At 70.5% G+C, this 23,937-nt stretch carries 23 protein-coding genes; 12 read left to right on the top strand and 11 right to left on the bottom strand.

The features are described from left to right. Window positions 1-71 precede the first annotated feature (71 nt). The 5 genes from rsgA (at window position 72) to MKK49_RS09370 (ending at window position 4,087) form a co-directional block, all read left to right on the top strand. Window positions 72-1,067 carry a ribosome small subunit-dependent GTPase A gene (rsgA, locus tag MKK49_RS09390; protein ID WP_244027920.1) on the top strand — a complete coding sequence of 332 codons (996 nt, stop codon included), beginning with the start codon at window positions 72-74 and terminating at the stop codon, window positions 1,065-1,067. Window positions 1,068-1,075: 8 nt separating this feature from the next. Beyond that, window positions 1,076-1,486 (top strand): hypothetical protein, encoded by a 411-nt coding sequence (locus tag MKK49_RS09385; RefSeq protein WP_244027919.1) that lies wholly within the window; start codon window positions 1,076-1,078, stop codon window positions 1,484-1,486. 13 nt (window positions 1,487-1,499) lie between these two features. Continuing rightward, window positions 1,500-1,949 (top strand): GNAT family N-acetyltransferase, encoded by a 450-nt coding sequence (locus tag MKK49_RS09380; protein WP_244027918.1) that lies wholly within the window; start codon window positions 1,500-1,502, stop codon window positions 1,947-1,949. Between the two features lie 70 nt (window positions 1,950-2,019). Further along, window positions 2,020-3,144: a pyridoxal phosphate-dependent aminotransferase gene (locus tag MKK49_RS09375; protein ID WP_244027917.1), complete on the top strand. Its 1,125-nt coding sequence runs from the start codon at window positions 2,020-2,022 to the stop codon at window positions 3,142-3,144. Continuing rightward, window positions 3,137-4,087, top strand: a complete 951-nt coding sequence (locus MKK49_RS09370) for a prephenate/arogenate dehydrogenase family protein (RefSeq protein ID WP_244027916.1) — start codon at window positions 3,137-3,139, stop codon at window positions 4,085-4,087. The genes MKK49_RS09375 and MKK49_RS09370 overlap by 8 nt, the downstream gene beginning before the upstream one ends. A 45-nt stretch (window positions 4,088-4,132) precedes the next feature. On the opposite strand, the gene MKK49_RS09365 is transcribed toward MKK49_RS09370, so the two are convergent. The 7 genes from MKK49_RS09365 to MKK49_RS09335 all read right to left on the bottom strand — a co-directional run bounded on the left by MKK49_RS09365 (window position 4,133) and on the right by MKK49_RS09335 (window position 14,815). Further along, window positions 4,133-6,373 carry an NADP-dependent malic enzyme gene (locus MKK49_RS09365; protein WP_244027915.1) on the bottom strand — a complete coding sequence of 747 codons (2,241 nt, stop codon included), beginning with the start codon at window positions 6,371-6,373 and terminating at the stop codon, window positions 4,133-4,135. A 178-nt stretch (window positions 6,374-6,551) separates the two neighbouring features. Beyond that, entirely contained in the window at window positions 6,552-8,408 is a 1,857-nt protein-coding gene (gene lpdA, locus MKK49_RS09360) for a dihydrolipoyl dehydrogenase (protein WP_244027912.1), read from the bottom strand. A 39-nt stretch (window positions 8,409-8,447) separates the two neighbouring features. Further along, entirely contained in the window at window positions 8,448-9,929 is a 1,482-nt protein-coding gene (gene aceF / locus MKK49_RS09355) for a dihydrolipoyllysine-residue acetyltransferase (protein WP_313899154.1), read from the bottom strand. After that, entirely contained in the window at window positions 9,898-12,561 is a 2,664-nt protein-coding gene (gene aceE, locus MKK49_RS09350) for a pyruvate dehydrogenase (acetyl-transferring), homodimeric type (protein WP_244027908.1), read from the bottom strand. The genes aceF and aceE overlap by 32 nt, the downstream gene beginning before the upstream one ends. A gap of 307 nt (window positions 12,562-12,868) precedes the next feature. Then, window positions 12,869-13,234, bottom strand: coding sequence for a response regulator (locus tag MKK49_RS09345; protein ID WP_055946868.1), 366 nt, complete (start codon window positions 13,232-13,234; stop codon window positions 12,869-12,871). A 168-nt stretch (window positions 13,235-13,402) separates the two neighbouring features. Continuing rightward, window positions 13,403-13,972: a hypoxanthine phosphoribosyltransferase gene (gene hpt, locus MKK49_RS09340; protein ID WP_244027906.1), complete on the bottom strand. Its 570-nt coding sequence runs from the start codon at window positions 13,970-13,972 to the stop codon at window positions 13,403-13,405. A gap of 12 nt (window positions 13,973-13,984) precedes the next feature. Then, on the bottom strand, window positions 13,985-14,815 hold the full coding sequence (locus tag MKK49_RS09335; RefSeq protein WP_244027904.1) for a zinc-ribbon domain-containing protein: 831 nt from the start codon (window positions 14,813-14,815) through the stop codon (window positions 13,985-13,987). Window positions 14,816-14,983: 168 nt separating this feature from the next. Here MKK49_RS09335 and ftsE point away from each other — a divergent pair, with 168 nt between their 5' ends. From ftsE to MKK49_RS09320, 3 genes are all read left to right on the top strand, one after another. Then, window positions 14,984-15,685 (top strand): cell division ATP-binding protein FtsE, encoded by a 702-nt coding sequence (gene ftsE, locus MKK49_RS09330; protein ID WP_147709011.1) that lies wholly within the window; start codon window positions 14,984-14,986, stop codon window positions 15,683-15,685. A 13-nt stretch (window positions 15,686-15,698) separates the two neighbouring features. After that, on the top strand, window positions 15,699-16,655 hold the full coding sequence (locus MKK49_RS09325; protein WP_244027903.1) for a cell division protein FtsX: 957 nt from the start codon (window positions 15,699-15,701) through the stop codon (window positions 16,653-16,655). A gap of 158 nt (window positions 16,656-16,813) precedes the next feature. Continuing rightward, on the top strand, window positions 16,814-17,593 hold the full coding sequence (locus MKK49_RS09320) for a YdcF family protein (protein WP_409565046.1): 780 nt from the start codon (window positions 16,814-16,816) through the stop codon (window positions 17,591-17,593). 18 nt (window positions 17,594-17,611) lie between these two features. On the opposite strand, the gene MKK49_RS09315 is transcribed toward MKK49_RS09320, so the two are convergent. The 3 genes from MKK49_RS09315 to hpf form a co-directional block, all read right to left on the bottom strand. Then, window positions 17,612-17,959 (bottom strand): hypothetical protein, encoded by a 348-nt coding sequence (locus MKK49_RS09315; RefSeq protein ID WP_244027902.1) that lies wholly within the window; start codon window positions 17,957-17,959, stop codon window positions 17,612-17,614. Between the two features lie 5 nt (window positions 17,960-17,964). Beyond that, window positions 17,965-18,432, bottom strand: coding sequence for a PTS IIA-like nitrogen regulatory protein PtsN (ptsN, locus tag MKK49_RS09310; RefSeq protein WP_244027901.1), 468 nt, complete (start codon window positions 18,430-18,432; stop codon window positions 17,965-17,967). 117 nt (window positions 18,433-18,549) lie between these two features. Further along, window positions 18,550-19,173 (bottom strand): ribosome hibernation-promoting factor, HPF/YfiA family, encoded by a 624-nt coding sequence (gene hpf / locus MKK49_RS09305; protein WP_244027900.1) that lies wholly within the window; start codon window positions 19,171-19,173, stop codon window positions 18,550-18,552. 235 nt (window positions 19,174-19,408) lie between these two features. Here hpf and MKK49_RS09300 point away from each other — a divergent pair, with 235 nt between their 5' ends. The 4 genes from MKK49_RS09300 (at window position 19,409) to MKK49_RS09285 (ending at window position 22,330) form a co-directional block, all read left to right on the top strand. Then, a complete protein-coding gene (locus MKK49_RS09300; RefSeq protein WP_244027899.1) occupies window positions 19,409-20,182 on the top strand; it encodes a lysophospholipid acyltransferase family protein in 774 nt (257 codons plus the stop codon). A gap of 161 nt (window positions 20,183-20,343) precedes the next feature. Then, window positions 20,344-20,733 (top strand): hypothetical protein, encoded by a 390-nt coding sequence (locus MKK49_RS09295; RefSeq protein WP_244027897.1) that lies wholly within the window; start codon window positions 20,344-20,346, stop codon window positions 20,731-20,733. Window positions 20,734-20,846: 113 nt separating this feature from the next. Further along, a complete protein-coding gene (locus MKK49_RS09290) occupies window positions 20,847-21,941 on the top strand; it encodes a DUF2125 domain-containing protein (RefSeq protein ID WP_244027895.1) in 1,095 nt (364 codons plus the stop codon). Between the two features lie 233 nt (window positions 21,942-22,174). Then, on the top strand, window positions 22,175-22,330 hold the full coding sequence (locus MKK49_RS09285) for a hypothetical protein (RefSeq protein ID WP_018046049.1): 156 nt from the start codon (window positions 22,175-22,177) through the stop codon (window positions 22,328-22,330). Window positions 22,331-22,334: 4 nt separating this feature from the next. Here MKK49_RS09285 and MKK49_RS09280 read toward each other — a convergent pair whose 3' ends face one another. Beyond that, window positions 22,335-23,714 (bottom strand): peptidoglycan-binding domain-containing protein, encoded by a 1,380-nt coding sequence (locus MKK49_RS09280; protein WP_409565045.1) that lies wholly within the window; start codon window positions 23,712-23,714, stop codon window positions 22,335-22,337. Window positions 23,715-23,937 lie beyond the last annotated feature (223 nt).

The raw sequence follows: 23,937 nt of genomic DNA, 5'->3' as shown, positions 1-23,937 counted from the left end.
TCCGTTCGGAATTTCTTCGTCCGTCGTCGCGGGATGTCACGTCCGAGGATCTTCGACCGTTGCGTGAGCCCATGACAGATCTGCCTGCCGACCTGGTTGCCATGGGCTGGTCCGCCTTCTTCGCCGATCAGGTCGCGGACAGGCCGGGCGTGCCCGCCCGGATCAGCATGGTTCACCGCTCGCGTATGAGCGCCATCAGGCCGGACGGTCCGATCAAGCTCGCCCTGGCCCACCACACCAATACCGGCGCCTACGCCGTCGGCGACTGGGTGCTCATCGATCCCGCCGCCCGCGCCCTGCAGGGCCGACTGGAACGGCGGACGCTGCTGGCCCGCCGCGTCGAGGGCTCCAAGGTCCCGCAACTCGCGGCGGCCAACGTCGACACCCTGTTCGTCGTCACCTCGTGCAACGCCGACTTCAACGTCGGCCGTCTGGAGCGCTACCTGGCGCTGGCCAACCAGGCCGGGACCGAGCCGGTGATCCTGCTCACCAAGGCCGACACGGCGGCCGATGCCGAGACCTATCGCCGCGAGGCCGAGGCCCTCCAGCGCGACCTGCCCGTGGTGATCCTCAACCCCCGCGAACCGGGGGCCGCCGAGGCCCTGGCGCCGTGGTGCGGTCCCGGCCGGACCGTGGCCCTGGTCGGCTCCTCCGGGGTCGGCAAGTCGACCCTGGTCAACACCCTGGCGGGCGACGGCGTGGATGAGCCCCAGCTCACCGGCGACATCCGCGAGCACGACTCCAAGGGCCGCCACACCACCACGGCGCGCTCCCTCCACGCCATCGCGGGCGGTGGCTGGGTCATCGACACGCCGGGGATGCGCACGCTCCATGTCAGCGATGCGGCCGAGGGGATCGAGACCCTGTTCGCCGAGATCGTCGAGTTGGCGCCCCGGTGCCGGTTCCGGGACTGCACCCACGCACACGAGCCCGGCTGCGCCGTCCAGGCGGCGGTGGCCGAGGGCAGCCTCGACCCCGAGCGCCTGTCGCGCTGGCGCAAGCTCTTCGACGAGAACCGGGTGAACACGCCGGTCTCGACCGGCCCCCGCGGCAACAAGAAGCGCTGAGCGGTCCGGTGGCCCTCGACCGCGAACGGTTCGCCAAGTGCCGGACCCTGATGGAGCGCGGCGCCACCCCGGGCGAGCGCGCCGCCGGCCGTGCCGCCGCCATCCGCATCGCCGCCGCCGCCGGCCTGACCCTGGCCGAGGCCGAGGCGTTCGGGACGGCGCGGCGGGGCACCGCGACGCCGCGCCCGGCGCCGCATTACGCCTGGCAGGCGCCCAAGACCCAGCCCGAGCCGATCACCGTCGCGGAATTGCAGGCCCAGAAGCTTGCCGCCGAGACGCGCCGGCGCAAGATGGCGGAGCGCGAGGCGCGGCGCCTGCGGGCCGTCCACGCCGAGCAGGAGCGCCAGAGCGCCGCCATCCGGGCCGCTCAAGGCGAGCGCGACCGGGCCTGGTCCGAGGCGCGGACCGGCGGGACATAGATCGGAACACGCGTTGGGAAGCCGCTACGGCCTGGAAATCCGCGCCGCGAGTGCCGCCGAGGCGCCGGGCCTCGCCGTGCTGCTCGCCGAGACGGGGCTCGCGGTTCCGTCCGACCCCCTGGCCGAACGCCTGGAGGCGATGCGGACGGGCGCCGGTGTGGCGCTCATCGCCCAGGAATGGGGGCCGCCGAGCGGCCTCGTGGTGCTGCACTGGTACCGGACCCTCACGGAGCCCCGGCCGGTGGCGCAGGTCACCACCCTGTTCGTGGGCGCCGAGCAGCGCCGGCGCGGCGTCGGGCGGCTCCTCCTGAAGGCCGCCTCCCAGGCCGCCCGCATGGCCGAGTGCGACACCCTCGAGCTCGTGGCGCCGCCGGAGCTGACCGACCTCGACGCGTTCTGCCGCGCCACCGGCTTCGTCCCGGGCGGCCCCGGCTTCGTCCGGCCCCTGCGCAAGGGGCGGTGAGCGGCCCCGCGCTCGTCAAGCCCCACCGGCTTTGCTAGACGGTGCCCTCGCGATCACCCCGGCCCGTCTCATGTCCCCTGATACGCTCGTCTCCGCCCGCCCGGTGCCCCGCCCGGGCGTCCTCGCCATCGAGGCCTACGTGCCCGGCAAGAGCGGCGCGCCGGGGGCGCACAAGGTCCACAAGCTCTCCTCCAACGAGACGCCCCTGGGGCCGAGCCCGCAGGCGCTCGCCGCCCTGCAGGAGGCGTCGGCCAAGCTCGAACTCTATCCGGACGGCACCTCCGGCCGCCTGCGCGAGGCCATCGGCCGGCGCTACGGCCTCGACCCCGCCCGCATCGTCTGTGGCGCCGGGTCGGACGAACTCCTGTCCTTCCTCGCCTACGCCTACATGGGACCGGGCGACGAGGGCATCTTCTGCGCGCACGGTTTCCTCGTCTACCGCATCGCCATCCTGGCCGCGGGCGGCACCCCCGTGGTGGTGCCCGAGCGCGACCTCACGGCCGATGTCGACGCCATGCTGGCCGCCGTGACGCCGCGCACGAAGATCGTCTACCTCGCCAACCCCAACAACCCGACGGGCACCTACCTGCCCTTCGACGAGGTCCGCCGCCTGCAGGCCGGCCTGCCGCCGCACGTCCTCCTCGTCCTCGACGGGGCCTATGCCGAGTATGTCCGCGCCAACGATTACAGCGCCGGCCTCGACCTCGTGCTCGAATCCCAGAACGTGGTGATGACCCGGACCTTCTCGAAGATCCACGGTCTGGCCGCCTTACGCATCGGCTGGATGGTCGCCCCGGCCGAGGTGGCCGACGCGGTCAATCGCATCCGGGGGCCGTTCAACCTCTCGGGGCCCGGCATCGCGGCGGGCGCCGCGGCCATCGCCGACGAGGCGCACGTGGCGGCGGCGGTGGCCCACAACGACACCTGGCTGGCCTGGCTCGGCCGAGCGGTGACGGATCTCGGGCTGACGGCGACGCCGAGCGTCGCCAACTTCCTCCTCGTGCATTTTCCGGACGAGGCCGGGCGCACGGCCGCGGAGGCGGACGCGTTCCTGACGACGCGCGGGATCATCGTCCGGCGGATCTCGTCCTACGGCCTGCCCCACGCCCTGCGCGTCACCGTCGGCAGCGCGGAGGCCAACCGCGCCTTCGTGGCCGCGCTCGCCGACTTCCTGAAGGCCGCGCCGCGTGCCTGAGACCGAGATCGATACCCTCGCCATCGTCGGCCTCGGGCTCATCGGCTCGTCCATCGCCCGGGGCGCGCGCCAGTACGGGCTCGCCCGGACCATCGTGGCCATCGATCGCGATCCGGGCGTGCTGGCGCGCGTGCGGGCGCTCGGCCTCGCCGACACGGCGACGGACGACGTCGCGGCCGGGGTGGCGGGGGCGGACCTCGTGATCCTGTGCGTGCCGGTCGGCGCCGTCGGTGCCGTGGCCGAGGCCATGGGGGCGGCCCTGAAATCCGGTGCCATCGTCTCCGATGTCGGGTCGGTGAAGGCCTCCGTGGTCGCCGCCGTGGCGCCGCACCTGCCGGACGGCGTTGCCTTCGTGCCGGCTCACCCCGTGGCCGGGACGGAGTATTCCGGGCCGGATGCCGGGTTCTCGACCCTGTTCTCCGGGCGCTGGTGCATCCTCACACCGCCCGACGGCACCGATGCGGCGGCGAGCGCCCGGGTCCAGGCGTTTTGGGAGGGGCTCGGCGCCATCGTCGAGACCATGACGCCCGAGCACCACGACCTCGTACTCGCCATCACCAGCCACGTGCCGCACCTCATCGCCTTCAACATCGTCGGCACCGCCGCTGATCTGGAGGCGGTGACGCAATCGGAAGTGATCAAGTTCTCGGCCGGCGGGTTCCGCGATTTCACCCGCATCGCCGCCTCCGATCCGACCATGTGGCGCGACGTGTTCCTGACCAACAAGGACGCGGTCCTGGAGATGCTCGGGCGCTTCAACGAGGATCTCGCGGCGCTGGCCCGCGCCATCCGCTGGGGCGACGGTGATGCCCTCCACGAACTCTTCAGCCGCACCCGCACCATCCGTAAGGGCATCGTCGCCATGGGCCAGGAGACCGCGGAAGCCGATTTCGGCCGCGCCCGGCCGGGGCCCGTGCCGGACAAGGCTTCGCCCTCCGTTTGAAGTCTCGGACCGCGCGCCCGTGAGAGTGGGCGCGCGGGTAGGCCCTCAGCCCTCCGTCGACGCCGCGACCGCCGTCAGGGCCGTCATGTTGACGATGCCGCGCACGGTGGCCGTGGGCGTGAGGATGTGCACGGGCTTGGCCGCCCCGAGGAGGATCGGGCCGATGGAGACGCCCTGGCCGGACACCACCTTGAGGGCGTTGAAGGTGATGTTGGCCGCGCCCAGGTTCGGCATGATCAGGAGGTTGGCTTCCGCCGTCAGGGCGGAATCCGGCTTGATTCGGGTGAGGATCGTCCGGTTCAGGGCCGCGTCCGCCGACATCTCGCCGTCGATCTCGAGGTCGGGCGCGCGGGCGCGGATGAGCCCGAGGGCGTCCCGCATCTTCCGCGCCTCCGCGTCGTCGGCACTCCCGAAGCTCGAATGCGACACGAGGGCGACGCGCGGGGTCTGGCCGAAGCGCCGCATCTCGGCCGCCGCCAGCACCGTCATCCCGGCGATCTCCTCCGCGCTCGGATCGGCGTGGATGTAGGGATCGCAGATGAAGACCGTGTGGCGCGGCAGCTGCAGCAGGCCCATGGCGGCGAGCTGTTCGGCGCCCGGGGCTCGGCCGATCACCTCGGAAACCTGCGCCAGATGCGCCGCGTAGGTGCCGGTGGTGCCGCAGAGCAGGCCGTCGATCCGCCCCTCCCGAAGCATCGTGGCCGCCGCGCGGGTGGCGTCCCCGCTCGCCTCGGCGACCTCGACGTCCTGCCCGATGGTGAGGCGCAGGCTGAGGGCCTTGATCCGCGCGGCGATGACGTCCGGCCGGCCGACGAGGACCGGGAGCGCGAGGCGCTCGTCGGCCACCACCTGGGCGGCGCGCAGCACCCGGTCGTCCTCGCCCTCGGCGAAGGCGACGCGCTTGAGGCCGGCTCTGGAGGCCGCCGCGAAGACCGGCTGCATCACCGTGCCGGAGGTGTAGACGAAGCGCTGGAGCGAGCGCCGGTAGGCGTCGAGATCCGCGATGGGCCGCGCGGCGACACCGCTTTCCATGGCGGCCCTGGCGACGGCGGGGGCGACGGAGGTGATGAGGCGTGGATCGAACGGGCGCGGGATGAGGTAGTCCGGGCCGAAGCTCAGGTCCTGCGCGCCGTAGGCGGCGCTGACTACGTCGGAGGATTCGGCGTGGACGAGCTCGGCGATGGCGCGCACGGCGGCGAGCTTCATCGCCTCGTTGATCTCGGTGGCACCGACATCCAGCGCGCCCCGGAAGATGAACGGGAAGCACAGGACGTTGTTGACCTGGTTCGGGTAGTCCGAGCGGCCCGTGGCCATGAGGCAGTCCGGCCGCACGGACCGGGCGAGGTCGGGCAGGATCTCCGGATCGGGATTGGCGAGCGCCAGGATGATGGGCTTGTCCGCCATGCCGGCGACCATCTCGGGCTTCAGGACGCCGCCCTGCGACACGCCGAGGAAGATGTCCGCCCCGACGATGGCGTCGGCCAGGGTGCGGGCCTGCGTGTCCCGGGCGTAGGCCGCCTTCTGTGCATCGAGGGAGGCGAGGCGGTCGGTGGAGACCACGCCGCGGCTGTCGCAGACGAGGATGTTCTCCCGCGCCAGCCCGAGGCCGACGAGGATGTTGAGGCAGGCGATGGCCGCGGCTCCGGCGCCCGAACAGACGAGGCGGACCTGTTCGATGGGCTTGCCCACCACCTGCAGGGCGTTGAGCAGAGCGGCCGCCGCCACGATGGCGGTGCCGTGCTGGTCGTCGTGGAACACCGGGATCTTCATCCGCTCGCGCAGGCGGGTCTCGATGGTGAAGCACTCGGGGGCCTTGATGTCCTCGAGGTTGATGCCGCCGAAGGTCGGCTCCAGGCGGGCGATGATCTCGATGAGCTTCTCGGGATCGGTCTCGTCGATCTCGATGTCGAACACGTCGATGCCGGCGAACTTCTTGAACAGGCAGCCCTTGCCCTCCATCACCGGCTTGCCGGCGAGCGCGCCGATATTGCCGAGCCCCAGCACCGCGGTGCCGTTGGTGATCACCGCGACGAGGTTGCCGCGCGAGGTCAGGTTGTAGGCCTCCTCCGGGTCGTGCTTGATCGCCATGCAGGCGGCCGCGACGCCGGGCGAATAGGCGAGCGCGAGGTCGCGCTGGGTCGACATGTCCTTGGTCGGCTGGACCGAGATCTTACCGGGCGTGGGAAAGCGGTGGTAGTCGAGGGCGGCGCGCTCCAGGGCGGCCTCGGTGCCCGCATCGGCATTGGCGACGGCGCCGGGCGCCCGCAGGTCTGCTTCGTTGCTCATGATCTCGTCGGGTCCACGCGTCGGTTGCTGATGGGGGACGCGAGGGGGCCGGTCGCGGGCCACACCCCCTGTCCGTGCTTGGCACGGCCGTCCCCGTCCCCCGGGCCGCATGGCACGGAGGCTGGGTCGTCCTGTCGGCGCGGCCCCCGAAAGGGGCGCCGCGCCGGTTCGAAGGAAGTCAGTGGGCTTTCTTGGCCCCGTCCTTCCTGGGCATGTAGAGGTCGGTGATGGTGCCCTCGAAGGCCTCGGCCGCCAGCCCGATGGTCTCGGACAGGGTCGGGTGCGGGTGGATGGTCAGGCCGATATCCTCGGCATCCGCCCCCATCTCGATGGCGAGCGCGGCTTCCGCGATGAGGTCGCCGGCGGACGGCCCGACGATGCCGCAGCCGAGGATGCGGTCGGTCTCGGGGTCGAACAGGACCTTGGTCAGGCCCTCCTCGCGGCCGAGCGCCAGGGAGCGTCCGGAGGCAGCCCAGGGGAAGACGCCCTTGCCGACCTTGATCCCCTTCGCCTTGGCCTCGTTCTCCGTCATGCCGACCCAGGCCACTTCCGGATCGGTATAGGCGACGGACGGGATCACCTTGGCGTCGAAGACGCTGGTCTTGCCGGCGGCCACCTCGGCCGCGACCTTGCCCTCGTGCGTCGCCTTGTGGGCCAGCATAGGCTGGCCGACCACGTCGCCGATGGCGAAGATGTGGGGCACGTTGGTGCGCATCTGCTTGTCGACGGCGATGAAGCCGCGCTCGTCCACGGCCACACCGGCCGCCTCCGCGCCGATGCGCTTGCCGTTGGGGCGCCGCCCGACCGAGACCAGTACCTTGTCGAAGATGTCGGTCGCCGGCGCGGTGCCGCCCTCGAACGAGACCTTCAATCCCTCCGGCGTCGCCTCGACGGCCGTGACCTTGGCCTTGAGGTGGATCGCCTCGTACTGCTTGCTGATGCGCTTCATCAGCGGCGTGACCATGTCCTTGTCAGCACCCGGGATGATCTGGTCCATCAACTCGACGATGGTCACCTTCGAGCCCAGCGCGTGGTAGACGGTGGCCATCTCGAGCCCGATGATGCCGCCGCCGATCACGAGGAGGCGGCCTGGAACGCCGTCGAGTTCCAGCGCCCCCGTCGAGTCGATGACCCGCTTGTCGTCGTGCGGGATGAACGGCATCTGCACCGGCTCGGAGCCGGCGGCGATGATGGCGTGGTCGAAGCCGATGATTCGGGTCTGGCCCTCATGCTCCACCGCGACCTGGTTGGGGCTGACGAAGCGGGCTTCGCCCGTCACCACCGTGACCTTGCGCTGCTTGGCGAGGCCCGAGAGGCCGCCGGTGAGGCGCTTGACGACGCCGTCCTTCCATTCGCGAAGCTTGTCGATGTCGATCTGCGGCGCGGTGAAGGAGATGCCGTGCGCCGCCATGGCGTGGCTCTCGTCGATCACCTTGGCCGCGTGCAGCAGGGCCTTGGACGGAATGCAGCCGACGTTGAGGCAGACGCCGCCCAGACTCGGCCAGCGCTCGACGAGCACCACGGACTGGCCGAGATCGGCCGCCCGGAACGCGGCGGTGTAGCCGCCCGGTCCCGCGCCGATGACGAGCACCTGCGCCCGCATCTCCTCGCCGGAGACCGGGGCCGCGCCCTTGGGCGCGGGGGCCTTCTGGGCACCGTTGCCGCCCTGGGTCGCGGCCGAGCCGTAGCCGGCCTGACCCTCGCCCGGCGCGTGGGCGCCGGCCGCTGCGGGCGCCCCCGCTCCGCCCGTGCTCGTGGTGTCCGTGACGGTGGGTTTGGGCGAACCCGTAGCGGCGGCGGCGCCCGCCATCACCAGGATCAGGTCGCCCTGGCTGACCGTATCGCCGGCCTTGATCTTCACCTCCGCGACGGTGCCGGCGACCGGGGACGGGATGTCCATGGTCGCCTTGTCGGATTCGAGGACGATGATGACGTCGTCGACGGAGATCACGTCGCCGGGGCTGACGCTGACCTCGATGACGGGCACGTTCTTGAAGTCGCCGATATCCGGCAGGTGGACGTCGTTGCTGCTCATGGTGTCACCTCACTTGCGTTCGCGCGCTTCCGGACTTCGTCAGACGACGAGGCGACGGACGTCCTCGAGGACGTGTGCGAGGTGGCGGGCGAAGCGCGCGGCGAGCGCACCGTCGATGACGCGGTGGTCGTAGGAGAGCGAGAGCGGCACGATCAGGCGCGGCTTGAATTCCGTGCCGTTCCAGACCGGACTCATCTTCGAGCGCGCGACGCCGAGGATCGCGACCTCGGGGGCATTGACCAGCGGCGTGAAGGAGGTGCCGCCGATGCCGCCGAGGCTGGAGATCGAGAAGGTCGCGCCCTGCATGTCGGCCGCGCTCAGCTTGCCGTCGCGGGCTTTGGCCGAGATCGCACCGAGGTCGCGGCTGATCTCGATGATGCCCTTGCGGTCGGCGTCCTTGATCACCGGAACCACGAGGCCGTCCGGTGTGTCCACCGCCACGCCGATATTGTAGTATTGCTTGAGGATCAGCGCGTCCTTCTCGGGGTTGAGGGAGGCGTTGAACTCGGGGTGCTTGCGCAGGGCCGAGACCGCGGCCTTGATCAGGAAGGCCAGCAGGGTGACGCGGTAGCCCTTGTCCTTGAGCTCCTTGCCCTGGTTGTCGAGTTCCTTGCGGTAGGCGTCGGTCTCGGTGATGTCGGACTCGTCCTGGTGGGTGACGAGGGGCACGTTGAGCCAGGACCGGTGCAGGTGCGCGCCGGAGATCTTCTTGATCCGCGACAGCGGCCGGGTCTCGGTGGGGCCGAACTTCGAGAAATCGACGGCCGGGATCTCGGGGATGCCCATGCCGCTTCCCGCGAACGCGGCCGTGCCGGAGGCGCCGGGCGCCGGGGCCGCGGAGCGTGTGAGGTGGCCCTTCACGTCCTCCTTCGTCACGCGGCCCTTCTCGCCGGTGCCCTTGATGGCGGTGAGGTCGATCCCGAGTTCGCGCGCCAGGCGGCGCACACCGGGGCTCGCATGGACCTGCGAGAAATCGGGGATGTTGCCGGCCGGCGCAGCGGGCGCGGGGCTCGGAGCGGCGCCCTGGGCCGGGCTGGACTTCGGGGCCGGCTCCTGCTGGGTCAGCAGAGCGGCGCCGTCGGCGCCGGCCGGGGCGTCGGCAGCCTTCTCGGCGGCGGCCGTGTCGCCCTTGGCACCCTCGCCCTTGAACACGAGGAGCGGCGAGCCTTCACTGACCTTGTCGCCGAGCTTGACCAGGATCTTCTCGACCACGCCGGCGCTCGGCGAGGGCACGTCCATGGTCGCCTTGTCGGATTCCAGCGAGACCAGCGGATCGTCGGGCCCGATCGTGTCGCCCTCCTTGACGTGGATCTCGATGATCGGAATGTCCTTGAAGTCGCCGATATCCGGAATCTGGATCTCGATACCCACTGCGCATTCTCCCTGGTGAGTCGGAGCCTCTCTCGGGCCCCTCGTGCGGTCTGCTCGATGAAACGGTCGGGAATTCGAAGGCGTCGGCCGCCGGGATGGGGGGCCGACGGGGGGCGGATCAGACGGTCCAGGGTGCCGGCCGGTCCGTATCGATGCCGTACTTGGCGATGGCGTCCGCCACGGTCTGGGCCGGGATCACGCCGTCCTCGGCCAGGCTGTGCAGGGCGGCGACCACGACCCAGTGCCGGTTGACCTCGAAGAAGTCGCGCAGGCGCGCCCGGTAATCCGAGCGGCCGAAGCCGTCCGTCCCCAGGACGCGGTAGCGTCCGGGCACCCAGGTGCGGATCTGGTCGGCGAACAGGCGCATGTAGTCCGTCGCCGCCACCACCGGGCCGGTGCGGCCGGTCAGACACGTCTCGACATGCGACAGGCGCTTGCCTTCGAGGGGATGCAGGAGATTCCAGCGCTCGGCCGCCATGGCGTCACGGCGCAGTTCCGTGAAGCTCGGGCAGCTCCAGATGTCGGACGCGATCCCGAAATCCTGCTCCAGTAGCGCGGCGGCGGCGATGACCTCGCGCAGGATGGTGCCCGAGCCCAGCAACTGAACCCGCTTCCCCTTGGAGGTCTCCTTGGCCCCCTCCTTGAAGAGGTACATCCCCTTGATGATGCCGGCCTCCGCGCCCTTGGGCATGCCCGGGTGCTCGTAGTTCTCGTTCATCACGGTGATGTAGTAGAACACGTCCTCCTGCTCGGCATACATCCGGCGCAGGCCGTCCTGCACGATCACCGCGACTTCGTAGGAGAAGGTCGGATCGTACGAGACGCAGTTCGGGATAGTGGACGAGATGAGGTGGCTGTGGCCGTCCTCGTGCTGCAGGCCCTCGCCGTTCAGCGTCGTGCGTCCGGCGGTGCCGCCGACGAGGAAGCCGCGCGCCCGCATGTCGCCCGCCGCCCAGGCGAGGTCGCCGACCCGCTGGAAGCCGAACATCGAGTAGTAGATGTAGAACGGGATCGTCGGCGCGTCGGAGTGGGAATACGAGGTCGCGGCCGCGATCCAGGACGACATCGCGCCCGGCTCGTTGATGCCCTCCTGGAGCATCTGACCCTTCTCGTCCTCCTTGTAGTACATGAGCTGGTTGGCATCCTCCGGCCGGTAGAGCTGGCCGACCTGTGAGAAGATGCCGAACTGGCGGAACATGCCCTCCATGCCGAAGGTCCGACTCTCGTCGGGCACGATCGGCACGATGCGCTTGCCGATGTTCTTGTCGCGCAGGAGCGTGTTGAGGATGCGCACGAAGGCCATGGTCGTGGAAATCTCGCGGCCCGCGGTCTCCTTGAGCTGGGCCGAGAACGCCGAGAGCGGCGGGATCTCCAGGGCCTGCGACTTCTGCCGCCGCAGGGGGAGGGGGCCGCCGAGGGCCTCGCGCCGGGCCATCAGGTAACGGTGCTCGGGGCTGCCCTCGGGGAACCGGATGAAGGGGATCTCCTTCAGCTGGTCGTCCGTGAGGTCGATCTGGAAGCGGTCGCGGAACTGGCGCAGCACCGCCTCGCCCATCTTCTTCTGCTGGTGGGTGATGTTCTGGGCCTCGCCCGATTCACCCATGCCGTAGCCCTTGACGGTCTTGGCGAGGATGAGGGTCGGCTGGCCCTTGTGCTTGGAGGCCGCGCTGTAGGCGGCGAAGACCTTGCGCGGGTCGTGGCCGCCGCGGGTCAGGCGCCAGATGTCGTCGTCGCTCCAGTCGGCCACCAGGGCCGCCGTCTCCGGATACTTCCCGAAAAAGTGCTCGCGCACGTAGGCGCCGCTCTTCGATTTGAAGTCCTGGTACTGGCCGTCGACGCACTCCTCCATGAGGCGCGCCAGCATGCCGGTGGTGTCCTTCTGGATCAGGGCGTCCCAGCCCGATCCCCACAGCACCTTGATGACGTTCCAGCCGGCGCCCCGGAAATCCGCCTCGAGTTCCTGGACGATCTTGCCGTTGCCGCGCACCGGCCCGTCGAGGCGCTGGAGGTTGCAGTTGATGACGAAGACGAGATTGTCGAGTTTCTCACGCGCCGCCAGGGCGATGGCGCCGAGGCTCTCGGGCTCGTCCATCTCGCCGTCGCCCATGAAGGCCCAGACCTTGCGGCCGTCCGTCTTGGCGAGGTCGCGGTGGTGCAGGTAGCGCAGGAAGCGGGCCTGGTAGATCGCCATCAGGGGCCCGAGGCCCATGGAGACCGTGGGGAACTGCCAGAAATCCGGCATGAGCCAGGGATGCGGATAGGACGACAGGCCCTTGCCGCCGACTTCCTGGCGGAAGCCGAGCAGTTGCTCCTCCGTGAGGCGGCCTTCGAGGAAGGCGCGGGCGTAGACGCCGGGCGAGGAATGGCCCTGCACGTAGATGAGGTCGCCGCCGTGATCGGCGTTGGCCCCGCGCCAGAAATGCATGAAGCCGGTGTCGTAGAGCGTCGCCGCCGACTGGAAGCTGGCGATGTGACCGCCGAGTTCCGAGGAATCCTTGTTGGCCCGCAGGATGATCGCGATGGCGTTCCAGCGGATCGCCGAGCGGATGCGGTGCTCGATGGCCCGGTCGCCCGGATGCGGATCCTGGTTCTGGGGCAGGATCGTGTTGAGATAGGCGGTGTTGGCCGAGTACGGAACCGGAGCGCCCTTCTTGCGGGCTCCGTCGATGACTTGCTCGATCAGGTAATGCGCCCGCTCCGGCCCGTCGACGTCGAGGACGCCATCGAGTGAGTCGAGCCATTCCTGCGTCTCGACGGGGTCGAGATCGCGGCTACGCTCCATAGTATCCTCCCTGGTGGTTCTTGAGCGGATCTGACGCGTTCGCCCGCTCTTTGTCAGTATGATTTTGCAGGAAGCGGACCAAGTCTAGTCCATTTAAATTAAATCGATGAAACAAAGACTTGAATGATTTTTGTGGTTCGCCGCAGTGCGGTATCCCGCCCGGATCGCCCGCCCGCTGTCCGAAAGTTCGGACAGGGTTCCGTGTCGGACACGGCGGACAGGAAATCTTCACCCGGACGGAGCCCGCGCGCCCGCGCAGCCGCGCGCGTCGCTCGGACTTTCCCAACTGTTGGGGAAGGGGCGCCGTTCAGGCGGCCAGGGCCCGGTTCACGGTGGAGCGAAGGTCGGCGAGGGAGAACGGCTTCGTCAACACATCGGTGACGATGGCATCGAGGCCCCGCGCCCGCTCGCGTTGGTCGGCAAAGCCCGTCATCAGCAGGATCGTTAGGTTGGGAAAGTCGCGCTTGGCCGCGAGCGCCAGGGCGATCCCGTCCATCAGCGGCATGCGGATGTCCGTGAGCATCAGGTCGAAGGCCCCGTCGGCCTCCGTCAGGCGATCGAGCCCATCGCTGCCGTCCGTGGCGGTGACCACGGCATGGCCATCGATCTCCAGGCCCCGCTTGAGGAAGCCCCGAACCGTCTCTTCGTCATCCACGAGCAGGATGCGCGCCATCTCTCGTCAGGTTCTCTCGAATGGGAGGAATGTCAGTCACGCAAGCGGGACGCCGCGCTGTCAAGGGATATGACCCCATATGGGCACCCGCGCGGACTTTTTCTCGCATCGAACCGTAATCTTCGCCGGAACGATGCGATCGCCGGGCCCGATTCATTCACCCCTGAATCAGGTGCCCCCGAACAGGTCCGGGTCGGGGCTGTCGTAGTCGACGAGGCCGACGAAGGGCAGTTGCCGGTAGGCATGAGCCACATCCATGCCGTAGCCGACCACGAACACGTCGGGGCAGGTGAAGCCGACGAAGTCGGCGTCGATGGTGACGGCGCGCTTGCCGGGCTTTTCCAGGAGCACGGCCGTGAGCACGCGCTTGGCACCGCGCGCCATCAGCAGATCCTTGGCGAACACGATGGTGCGGCCGGATTCGAGGATGTCATCGATGAGCAGCACGTCGCGCCCGCGCACCTCGCTCTCGACGTCGCGCAGGATCTCGACCTGACCCGACGAGACCGTGGCCGTGCGGTAGCTCGACAGGTGGACGAACTCCGCCTGCGGCTCCAGCCCGGTCCGGTGCAGCGCGCGCAGGAGGTCGGCGGCGAACATGAAGCTGCCCTTGAGCACCGCCACCACCAGCAGGTTCTGGGGCTTGGCCGCCGCGATGGCGGCGGCGAGTTCCTCGGTGCGCCGGGCGATGGCGGCTTCGTCGAAGAGGACGCGAACGCGTCGGGAGGGAGTCGTCATGGGCGCTTCATATCACGGGTGGCCGCGGGTGCCATCGGTTTTGGCGGTCGGGTCCGGGCGCTGAGCCGAGGGCACCTGCGAGGAGGGTTGCGAGAAACGCACCCGGATCGAGCGCGCCTCCGCAGGCGGCGCCGACAGGCTGGCGCGGAAGCGGGCGGTCTCGCGGTTCTCCAGGGTGCGGCGGGGCGGGGCCACGCTCCAGCGATAGAGGGGCTGGTCGCGCCCATCGCGGACCTCGACCTCGATGGGCGGCACCGGCGCGCCCTCGGGGGCGACCCCAACCACGTCGCCCTCGACCACGAGCTGGGCGCCGTCCCCTTGCGTCTGGAAGGCGACGACGTCGCGCAGATCGAGGCCGCGCAGGTTTACCGGCAACCCGATGCGGGCGTAGAGCCCGGCACTCTGCGGCATCGCCCGCACCACGGTGGTGCGTCCGAAGACGGCGAGGCCGAGCCCGGCCACCATCGACAGCCCGATGGCGGCGGTGGGCGAGAGGCGGGCGCGCCTGGGAACCTTCACCGGGGGCCTCGGGCCCGACCGGGGCTCCGGCAGAGGGGTGTCCTCCGGCTTGGCATCGGGTACCGGAATGGCCTCGGCCAGTGCCGCCTCCCAGGCATCGAGGGAGGCCTGGGCCTCGGCCCGGGCCTTGGCGTCCTCCGGACCGGACTGGACTGCCTCCATCATGGCAGCCGTCATCTCGGCCTCGACGGCGGCGGCGACGTCGTCGGGGGAGATGAACCAGGTCTCGCGGCAGGCCGCGCAGCGCACGGAGCGCCCCTCCGCACCGACGCGATCGGTGTCGATCACATATTCGCTTGCGCAGGACGGGCAGACGATCAGCATGGCGAATCGGCGCCCCGGGGTCTCGATCGGCAGTTGCCGGCTCGGTCAAAAAGACTCACACGGTTCTGCGCGAACGCGGTTAATCATCCGTGAAGCGGGCGCCGCGGTCATGGCCGATGGGGCAGGATCGATGGGCCGAGACTGAGTGGGGGGAGTGTGGCGGATCGGGTGAACACGGGAAGCCTGCTGTCCGGCGCCGAGGAGCCGGTGGTCCAGTTCGAGAATGTCGGGATGCGCTACGGCCTCGGCCCGGAGGTGCTCAGCGACGTGAGCTTCCAGATCGCGCCGCGCTCGTTCCAGTTCCTCACAGGGCCGTCGGGGGCGGGCAAGACCACGCTCCTGCGCCTCATCCTCCTGTCGGTGCGTCCGACGCGGGGGCTCGTGTCGGTGTTCGGCGAGGAGGTCAGCGGCATTTCCAGCGAGAAGCTGACCGGCCTGCGCCGACGCATGGGGGTGGTGTTCCAGGATTTTCGCCTCCTCGACCATCTGACCACCTACGAGAACGTGGCTCTGCCCCTGCGTGTCCAGGGCCGGGCCGAGACGAGCTACCGGGCCGAGGTCGTCGAATTGCTGCGCTGGGTGGGCCTCGGCGAGCGCATGCACGTGCTGCCGCCACTCCTGTCGGGCGGCGAGAAACAGCGCGCGGCCATCGCCCGCGCCCTCATCGCCCGGCCGGAACTGCTGCTCGCCGACGAGCCCACGGGCAACGTCGATCCGGGACTCGGTCGGCGCCTCCTGCGCCTGTTCATCGAACTCAACCGCCTCGGCACCTCCGTGCTCATCGCCACCCACGACTTCGCCCTGATGGACCTCGTCGATGCCCGCCGGCTGGTGCTCGGCGAGGGCCGTCTCGCCGTGGAACGCCCATGATCCCGGAGCATTCATGAGCCAAGCCGTCTCCCCGCCGCGCGTGGCCGCGCCGCCGCAAAGCCCGCTGCCCGCGACCCTGCGGCGCAACGCGCCCCTGGTCCCGACGGATTCCTCGGCGAGCCGGGCGCTCGCCGCCGTCATCGCCATCCTCACCTTCCTCGCCGCCCTGTGCGCGGGTGCGGCCGAGATCGTCGCGTCGAGCGCCGATCAGTGGCAGGGCACCGTGGCCCAGGAGGTCACCATTCAAGTCCGCCCGAGTCCCGGACGCGACCTCGACGCCGACGTCGCCCGGGCGGAAACCCTCGCCAAGGCCACCCCCGGCATCGCCTCCACCCGGGTGTTCTCGAAGGCCGAGGCGGAACGCCTGCTGGAGCCCTGGCTCGGCAGCGGCCTCGACCTGTCCGACCTGCCGGTGCCGCGCCTCGTGACCCTGAAGCTCGCGGACTCCGCCCGGCCCGACCTGAAACCCCTGCGCGCGTCCCTCGCGGAGGCGCTCCCCGGTGTCGCGAGCCTCGACGACCACGCCCTGTGGCTGCGCCGGCTCTCGACCATGGCCAACACCTTCGTGGGCGTCGGCGTCGGCCTCGTCGCCCTCGTCCTCGTCGCCACGGGCCTCGCCGTGGTCTTCGCCACCCGGGGCGCCATGGCGGGCAACCGCGAGGTGGTGGAGGTGCTGCACTTCGTCGGCGCCGACGACGACTTCATCGCCCGGGCGTTCCAGCGCCGGTTCTTCCGCCTCGGCCTGCGGGGCGGCATCATCGGGTCCGTGGCGGCGCTCGCCGCCTTCGCCCTCGCCGGCCTCCTCGCCGGTGCCTGGCGCTCGGGGCCGGCGGGGGAGGAGATCGAGGCTCTGTTCGGCGCCTTCCACATCGGCTGGCGCGGCTATGCCAGCGTGCTCCTCATCGGGGTCATCGCCTCCGTGGTCACCGGCATCGTCTCCCGCCTGACCGTGCGGCGCTTCCTCGCCTGATCGGGGCTCGGGGGCCGATCCGCTCCAACGCCCGCCGTTGAAAGAGCTCCTCCGCGGACGGCCGGAACGCGTTAACCCTTCGTGAACCTTTCCGGGACGAGATACTTGCCTCGTCGATGCCCCAATCCAGGCTATCCTTGCGGAGAATGACGACGCAGATGTCAGGCAGCCACACCATGAGGCCCTCCGAGGCTTTCGGCTGGGCCTGGACCGACGCGACCTTCCGTTCGGCACCGTCCCTCCGTCTGCCGGTCCGGTCCCTCGGCCGCACCTTGCGGGCGGGCCTAGGGCTCGCCGGTCTCGGCGGGGCGGCCCTGTTCGGCGGCTTCCTCGCCTTCGTCGCCTGCGTCGAGCGCGACGAGAGGCCCCCGGACGGTCGGGCCGACGGCATCGTGGCGCTTACGGGCGGCGCCCAGCGCATCGGCGACGCCATCGATCTCCTGGCCAACGGCTACGGCCGACGCCTGCTCATCACCGGGGTCAACGAGCGCACCAGCCGCGACGAGATCGCCCGCCTCAACCCCAACCAGCGCCACTGGATCGATTGCTGCGTCGATCTCGACTACCGCGCGCGCAACACCATCGGCAACGCCATCGAGACCCGGCGCTGGATGCGCCTGCACCGCTTCAGCACCGTCGCGGTGGTGACCTCGAACTACCACATGCCCCGCACCCTGGTGGAGCTTGACCACGCCCTGCCGGGCATCGAGCGCGTGGTGCCCTATCCGGTGGTGGCCGAGGGCTTCGATGCCGGGCGCTGGTGGCAGCATCCGTCGGCGGCCCGGCTCCTGGCGTCGGAATATCTCAAGTTCCTGGTCGCCTGGCTTCGCACCCGCTTCGAGGACGACCCCGAGCGTTCGCGCGCCGCGATCCTCATCGGCCGCGGCAAGCCCATCAAGATGGTGGCCGAGCCCCTGCTCCTGCGCGGCCAGCAGTAGGGCTGCCGGCACCCGGTCTCAGAGCCCTTTGCAGCGGCCCTTGATCAGGCCCGAAAACTCCTTCTCGGAGCCCATCACCTGGGCGAGGCGCTCGCTGCGCTCGGCCCCCGACAGGCAGCGGCCGTAGACGCTCGCCACGCGGCGCATGGTCTCGACGTGGCGGCGCCAGATCCGGCACAGTTCGGCCTCGTCGCTGCCCGTCTGTTCGAGCTGGTCGATGGCCTGGCGCTGCATCGAACTCGCCACGAGGACATCGCGCGCGCAGGCCGTGTCCGTCGGGCCGGCGCCGGCTGGAGCGCTCACGGTGCAGAGGAGGGCGAGGCCGCCGAGGACGACGGCCGGCCGGAGGCGTGGACGGAGCGGCATCGTCGTCACGCCGCCTGGGAGGCCGATGTGTGGGTCAGGAGGGCGTAGAGGGCGCTGGCGTCGCGGGCGGCGCGAATGCGCTCCAGGATGCCGGGCTCGCGCAGGAGTCGCGCCACCTGGGCCAGCGCCTTGAGGTGATCGGCGCCGGCGCCCTCGGGGGCGAGGAGCAGGAAGGCGATGTCCACGGGCTGGCCGTCCAGGGAGTCGAAGTCCACCGGCCGCTCCAGGCGGGCCACGAGGCCGAACAACCGATCGAGGCCCGGCAGCTTGCCGTGGGGGATCGCCACGCCGTCGCCGATGCCCGTCGAGCCGAGACGCTCGCGCTGCAACAGGGTCTCGAACACCTCGCGCTCGTCGAGCGCCGGCAGGTGGCGCACGGCGTGGGCGCTCAGTTCCTGAAGGATCTGCTTCTTGGCGCGGGCGCGCAGGGATGGCACCACGGAATCCGGATTGAGGAATTCCATCACTGGCATGAAGGACCGCCGCCCCTTCGGCGGCGGCCGGATCGGCCACCGCGGAGTAAAAGGTCGGGCCGCGCGCGGCCCTAAGGGATCAATCGCCGGGTTCCGATGTCAGTTCCGGTCGGGCGCTCAAGCGTTGGCGTCCGCCGGATCGACCCAGCCGATCGCTCCGTCACTGCGGCGGTATACGACGTTGATGCGTCCGGTGCCAGCATGAACGAACACGATCACCGGCGCGCCCGTCAGATCGAGGGCGGTCACGGCCTCGCTCACCGAGTGGCGCTTCAGGGTCTTGGTGCTCTCGGCCACCACGGGGGGGTGATCCGCCCCGTCATCGAGATCGCCGCCGTCGAGATCCTCGTCGTCATCCGTCGCCTCGGTCTCGCTCGGGACCGCGAAGACGGCGTAGGCCGCCTGCACGGTGGCGCCCTCGTGGGCGGCGGCGCCGTGGTCCTTGAGCCGATGCTTGTAGCGGCGCAGGCGCTTCTCCAGCCGGTCGGCCGTCTGCTCGAAGCTCGCATGGGCGTCGTGGGCGGCCCCGGAGGCTTCCAGGGTCAGGCCCGAGACGAGGTGCAGGACGCAATCCGTCCGGTAGGCCGTCCCGTCCCGCCGCAGAGTGACGTGACCCGAGCAGGTCCCGTTCATGTGGCTGTCGAGGTATTTCGAGAGGGTCGCCGCCATCCGCTCTTCGACCCGGCCCCGCAGGGCTTCGCCGAGGTCCAGGCCATGGCCCGTGACGCGTAATGACCCCATGATCCCTCCGGTTTTGTTGTCGTCGCGGGTCGAGTTAAGGAGCCTCCGCCGGAGAAGTCAACGAAGTCGGTGGGCCGCGTCGGATGGGGGCGCCTCGGGGGGGCATGGCGACGAAATCGCCGCCCTGTCCTGGGGACGGACGTTTTCTTGGCGCCCGACAGGTCCAACGTGCGCGAAAACCCTCTAAAGGGAGCGCTGGCCGCGCCGGGCGCGGGCGCCTCCAGTCTGGTTCCCGATGGTCATCCTCCGTTCGATCGCCTTCAATCTCGCCTTCTACCTTGCGACCACCCTCATCGCGGTGTTGGGGCTGCCGGCCCTCGTCTCGCGCCGGGCGGTCATCCGCCTCGCGCAAGGCTGGGGCAACGTCACCCTGTGGCTCCTGCGGGTTGTTGGCGGCGTCACCGTGGAGTTCCGGGGACTCGCCAACATCCCCGAAGGTCCGGTTCTGGTGGCCGCCAAGCACCAGTCCGCCCTCGAGACCCTCGCCCTCGTCACGGTGTTCCCGGACTTCGCCTACATTCTGAAGCGCGAGCTTCTCTGGATTCCCCTCGTCGGATGGTTCCTGTCGCGCTCGGGGATGGTGGCCATCGACCGTTCCAAGGGCTCGCGCGCCATGGCGGCGATGAACGAGGCCGCCGCCGACGTGATCGGCGCGCGCCGCCAACTCATCATCTTCCCCGAGGGCACCCGCCGCCCGCCCGGCGCGCCGCCCGCCTACAAGCTCGGGATCACGCATCTCTATGCCACCCTCGGTGTACCCTGCCTGCCCGTCGCCCTCGACACCGGCCTGTACTGGCCCCGCCGCAGCCTCGTGCGCCGGCCCGGCATCACGGTGATCGAGTTCCTGGCTCCCATTCCGCCCGGCCTCGACCGGGCGCGCTTCCTCGACACCGTCCAGGCCCGGATCGAGACCGCCTCCGACGCCCTGCTGGCCGCCGGCCGAGCCGACCTCCTGGCCCGGGGCCATGCCGTGCCGCCCCCCGTGCGGGACGCTTCGCCCACCGCATGAGGCGCGGGCCGCTGCTTCCGATCGACGTTCTCCAGCGTCGGTCCCGTTCTTGACGATAACCATTCGTTAAGACTATTGGGAACAAATAGCGAACGAACGAGCCCTGTCCCGGTCCGCTAATCCCGCGGACGTCCGAGGATGACCGAGCACGGAGACGACCGGTGCACGAAGAACGCCTCAGAACCACCGCAGGCCTGCGCGGAACCCCGGCCCTGGTGCTGAGCGCGTGGCGTGGCCGGTCCGGTCGCCGCTATATCGTCGGCATCCACGATCTCGCCGAGCCGGAGCTCGACGACATGGGCGATGCGGTGGTCCTGGCCGTGCGCCGCGACGCGGCGGGGATCGGCGAGATCGTCGGCGTGGCCTCCGCCGGAGAGAGTCCGCGCGAGCGCCTGACCCGCAACTGGATGGCCCGCGCCCGGTATCGCGGCGCCAACGAGATGCACGTCCATCGCCTCGCCGAGACCGAGGCCGAGCGCAGCGCCATCGTGGCCGACTTCGGCGCCGTCGCCATGACCGATACGATGGCCGATACGATGACCGACGCCTGAACCCGCCAATCGCGGCCATGCTTTCGCCGCCAAGACCCTGATAGGCCATGCCGGATGGACGGCGAGGCCCCGAGACGGCCCGCTTCCGAAGGTTCGACGGCGGCGGGGACGCGATGACAACGACGAAGATACCGGCCGCGACCCGCGCCCCATCGCGAAAAGGCCTGTTCGTCCCCTTCATCCTGCTCGCCACCCTCGTCGTCCTGTGGTCGGCCGCGTGGTTCTGGGTCCGCGACCGGGCGGCGCGCGAGATGGATGCCTGGCTGGCCGCAGAGGCGGCGGCGGGCCGCACCTGGACCTGCGCCGACCGCTCGATCGCCGGTTATCCGTTCCGCATCGAACTGCGCTGCGCCTCCCTCGCCTTCGCCCGCGCCGACAGCCGCTTCACCCTCGGGCCGGTGACCGCCGTGGTTCAGGTCTACCAGCCGCGCCAGGGAATCCTCAAGGTGGCCGGCCCCTTCCATGTGGAGCAGGGTGATCTCACCGGCGACGTGACCTGGACCGCCCTGAATGCCAGCTTCCACGGAGCATCCGAGGGCTTCGTGCGTGCCTCCCTGGCGGTCGACACCCTGAAGGGCACTGTGCGTGGGGCCGGACAGCCTGACATCGCCTTCGATGCCCAGCACCTGGAAGCCCATGGCCGCCCGACCCCCGGGCGCTTCGCCTCCGACGGCGCCGTCGATCTCAGCCTGCGCGTCGCCAAGGCCGGGGTGCCGCTGGTCGATCCCTTCGTCGGGAACACCAGTGCGGCCGACATCGCCCTCGACGCCACCGTGAACCGGGCCGCGACCCTGCGGACCGGAACGGTGGCGCGGGAGCTGGAGGCGTGGCGCCAGGCCGGCGGCAGCCTCGACATCGCCCTCCTGTCCCTGGCCAAGGGCGACCGCCGGGTTCAGGCCCGTGGCAGCCTCGGGCTCGATGCGGCCCACCGCCCGGAGGGCCAGATCGACCTGCGCGCCGCCGGCGTCGAGGCCATCGTCGGACAGGTCATGGGACAGCGCTTCGGCGCCGAGAAGGGGGCCCTCATCGGCAACCTCGTCGGTCAGTTCCTCGGCGGAGGCCGCCGCGCCCGCGCCGAGGCCGCCCCTGACGCGGCGACCCCGGGCGATCCGGCCCTCAAGGCCCTGCCGCCCCTGCGCTTGGCGGACGGCCGCCTCATGCTCGGTCCGTTCCCGATCCCCAACGTCGAAATCCCGCCGCTCTACTAGGAGTGCCTCACGAAACTCCCGATCCCGAACGGTTCTCGCTCTGCGACCAACGGTGCAGCGGAAGTTTTGTGAGAGACAATCCGGCGCGACGGACGCGATCGATCGTAAAACTTTCAAAAATCGGCGCGCGCAACGGATTCCCCTGCACGTGCGGTTGAACGGAATCGGCCGCGGGGCGTTTGAACGGTCAAGCTCACGCCACAGCGGTTGGGCGCGCGCCGGAGTTCCGTTCCATGACCTTGACCACCATCCTCCTCATCATCCTCATTCTCGCGGTCCTCGGCGGCGGCAATTTTCTCGGCGGCGGCGCCTACCGCGGCCAGAGCTTCGGTCTCGGCGGCATCCTGATCATCATCCTGATCGTGCTTCTGGTCACCGGGCGGCTCTGATCGCTCACGGCTGGCAGGCGATTCCCACGATGGCGTCCGCCAGCCGTGCGGCCGTCGCGTCGGCCGCCGGAACCGCCATGCCGGCGGCGGTCAGGAATTGCCCGATCCGGGCGCCCGCCACCGTTCCGTAGCGGGCCGGCGGCACCACGCCGGCCACCCGACGCGGCGCGGTGGGATAGACCGAGACGAGTCCGACAAGGGCTCCGGCCGGATCGAGGATCGGCGCCCCGCCCGCCCCAGGCTGAAGCGGCGCCGTAATCCGGCCGTCCTGCGCGAGGGCGCTCGGTGCCGCCGTCACCGCGCCGCCCGCCTCGGCGGACAGAACCAGCATGGCCTCCGCGGGCGTCGCCGCCTCGGGCCGCAGGGGCGGGAAGAAGCCGGATTTCGTCAGCCCCGTGCTGTCCAGCAGGATCAGGTCCGTGTCGCGCACCGCGATGCGGGCCGCTTGGCCGTCGATGCGCGGGGATGCGCACTTGTCGAAGGCCGCCGCGCTCGTGAGCACCCGCCCCGGCCCCACCACCAGCCCCGTCGCGTGCGGCGCGGCCGGCCTGTCGGCCGGCAGGGGTGGCGTCGGGGCGGCACGGGCGACCGGAACGGCCGGTGCCGCCGGTGCCGCGTCGGGGAACGGCACGAAGCTGTTGGCGATGGCGATGACGAGGCGGTCGAACGTCTCCGAGAGTGCCTTGTCGTAGCCCAGCGTCAGGCCGCGCACGCCCATCTCCCCGGCGGCGTAGCGGATGTAGGACTTGCCCGTGGCCGTCTCGGCGGTGACCACGAGGAAGTCGGGCCGCTGGAGCTTGTAGGTCACGCGCCGCTCCGGGCTCGGTGCAGTGATGCGGGCGAACACAGCCTCCAGGCTGGTCTCGCCAGGAGGGAACGACTTCGCCTCCACGGTGATGCGGCCATCCGCGCTCTGCCAGCGGGTGCCGCCCGGGATCGGCCCGCGTTTCGGCAGCCGCCGCTCGGGCAAGCCGAGGACCGTGCCGCTTGCGGGATCGGGTCTGACGGCGAAGCCCACTGCGTTCCGCGCCGCTGCACCGGCCTTGAGGAGTGCGCTCCGACCCGGCGCGTCGAGGGGGCCGGTGCCCGCGCCGCCGGCGCGCTTCTGGTAGGCCGTCAGCGCGTCGTGGGTGCGCTTTCCGAAGGTGCCGGTGACGACCCCGTTGAAATCGCCCGTCCAGACCAGGGCGTCCTGAAGGCCCTTGCGCTCGGTCTCCGGCAGGGCCTCGAACGCCGCCTTGGCCGCCTCGAAGGCTGGGTCCGGTGCGGCGGGCTTGCCGGGTGAGGGCGGCGGCGATTTGGGACGCGGCGCCGGGGGCGACTGGGACAGGGCCTGCATTGGCCAGGGAATCGGCGCGGCCAGGAGTGCGACGATCACCGCCATCCAACGAGCCCGACCGCTTCGCGCCATGATCCGTGCCCCCGAGGCGAGGGCCGAAGCTTGGCAGAGCCGACGCGCGAATTCCAGGGCCGTCGATCCCGATTGCGGGCGCGAGGCGAAGTGCTACGGTTCCGGCCCTGAACCGTGGCGCCGATGGCGCGAGTCGATGGGGTGGGTGATGTCGCGATCGACGGAACGCACGGGCGCGGCACGGCGCGGTCGGACG

The sequence above is a fragment of the Methylobacterium sp. J-090 genome, from assembly GCF_022829345.1.
Taxonomy (GTDB): Bacteria; Pseudomonadota; Alphaproteobacteria; order Rhizobiales; family Beijerinckiaceae; genus Methylobacterium.
Note: the sequence above shows the minus strand (reverse complement) of the source record. Positions and strands in the feature narration are given on the sequence as shown.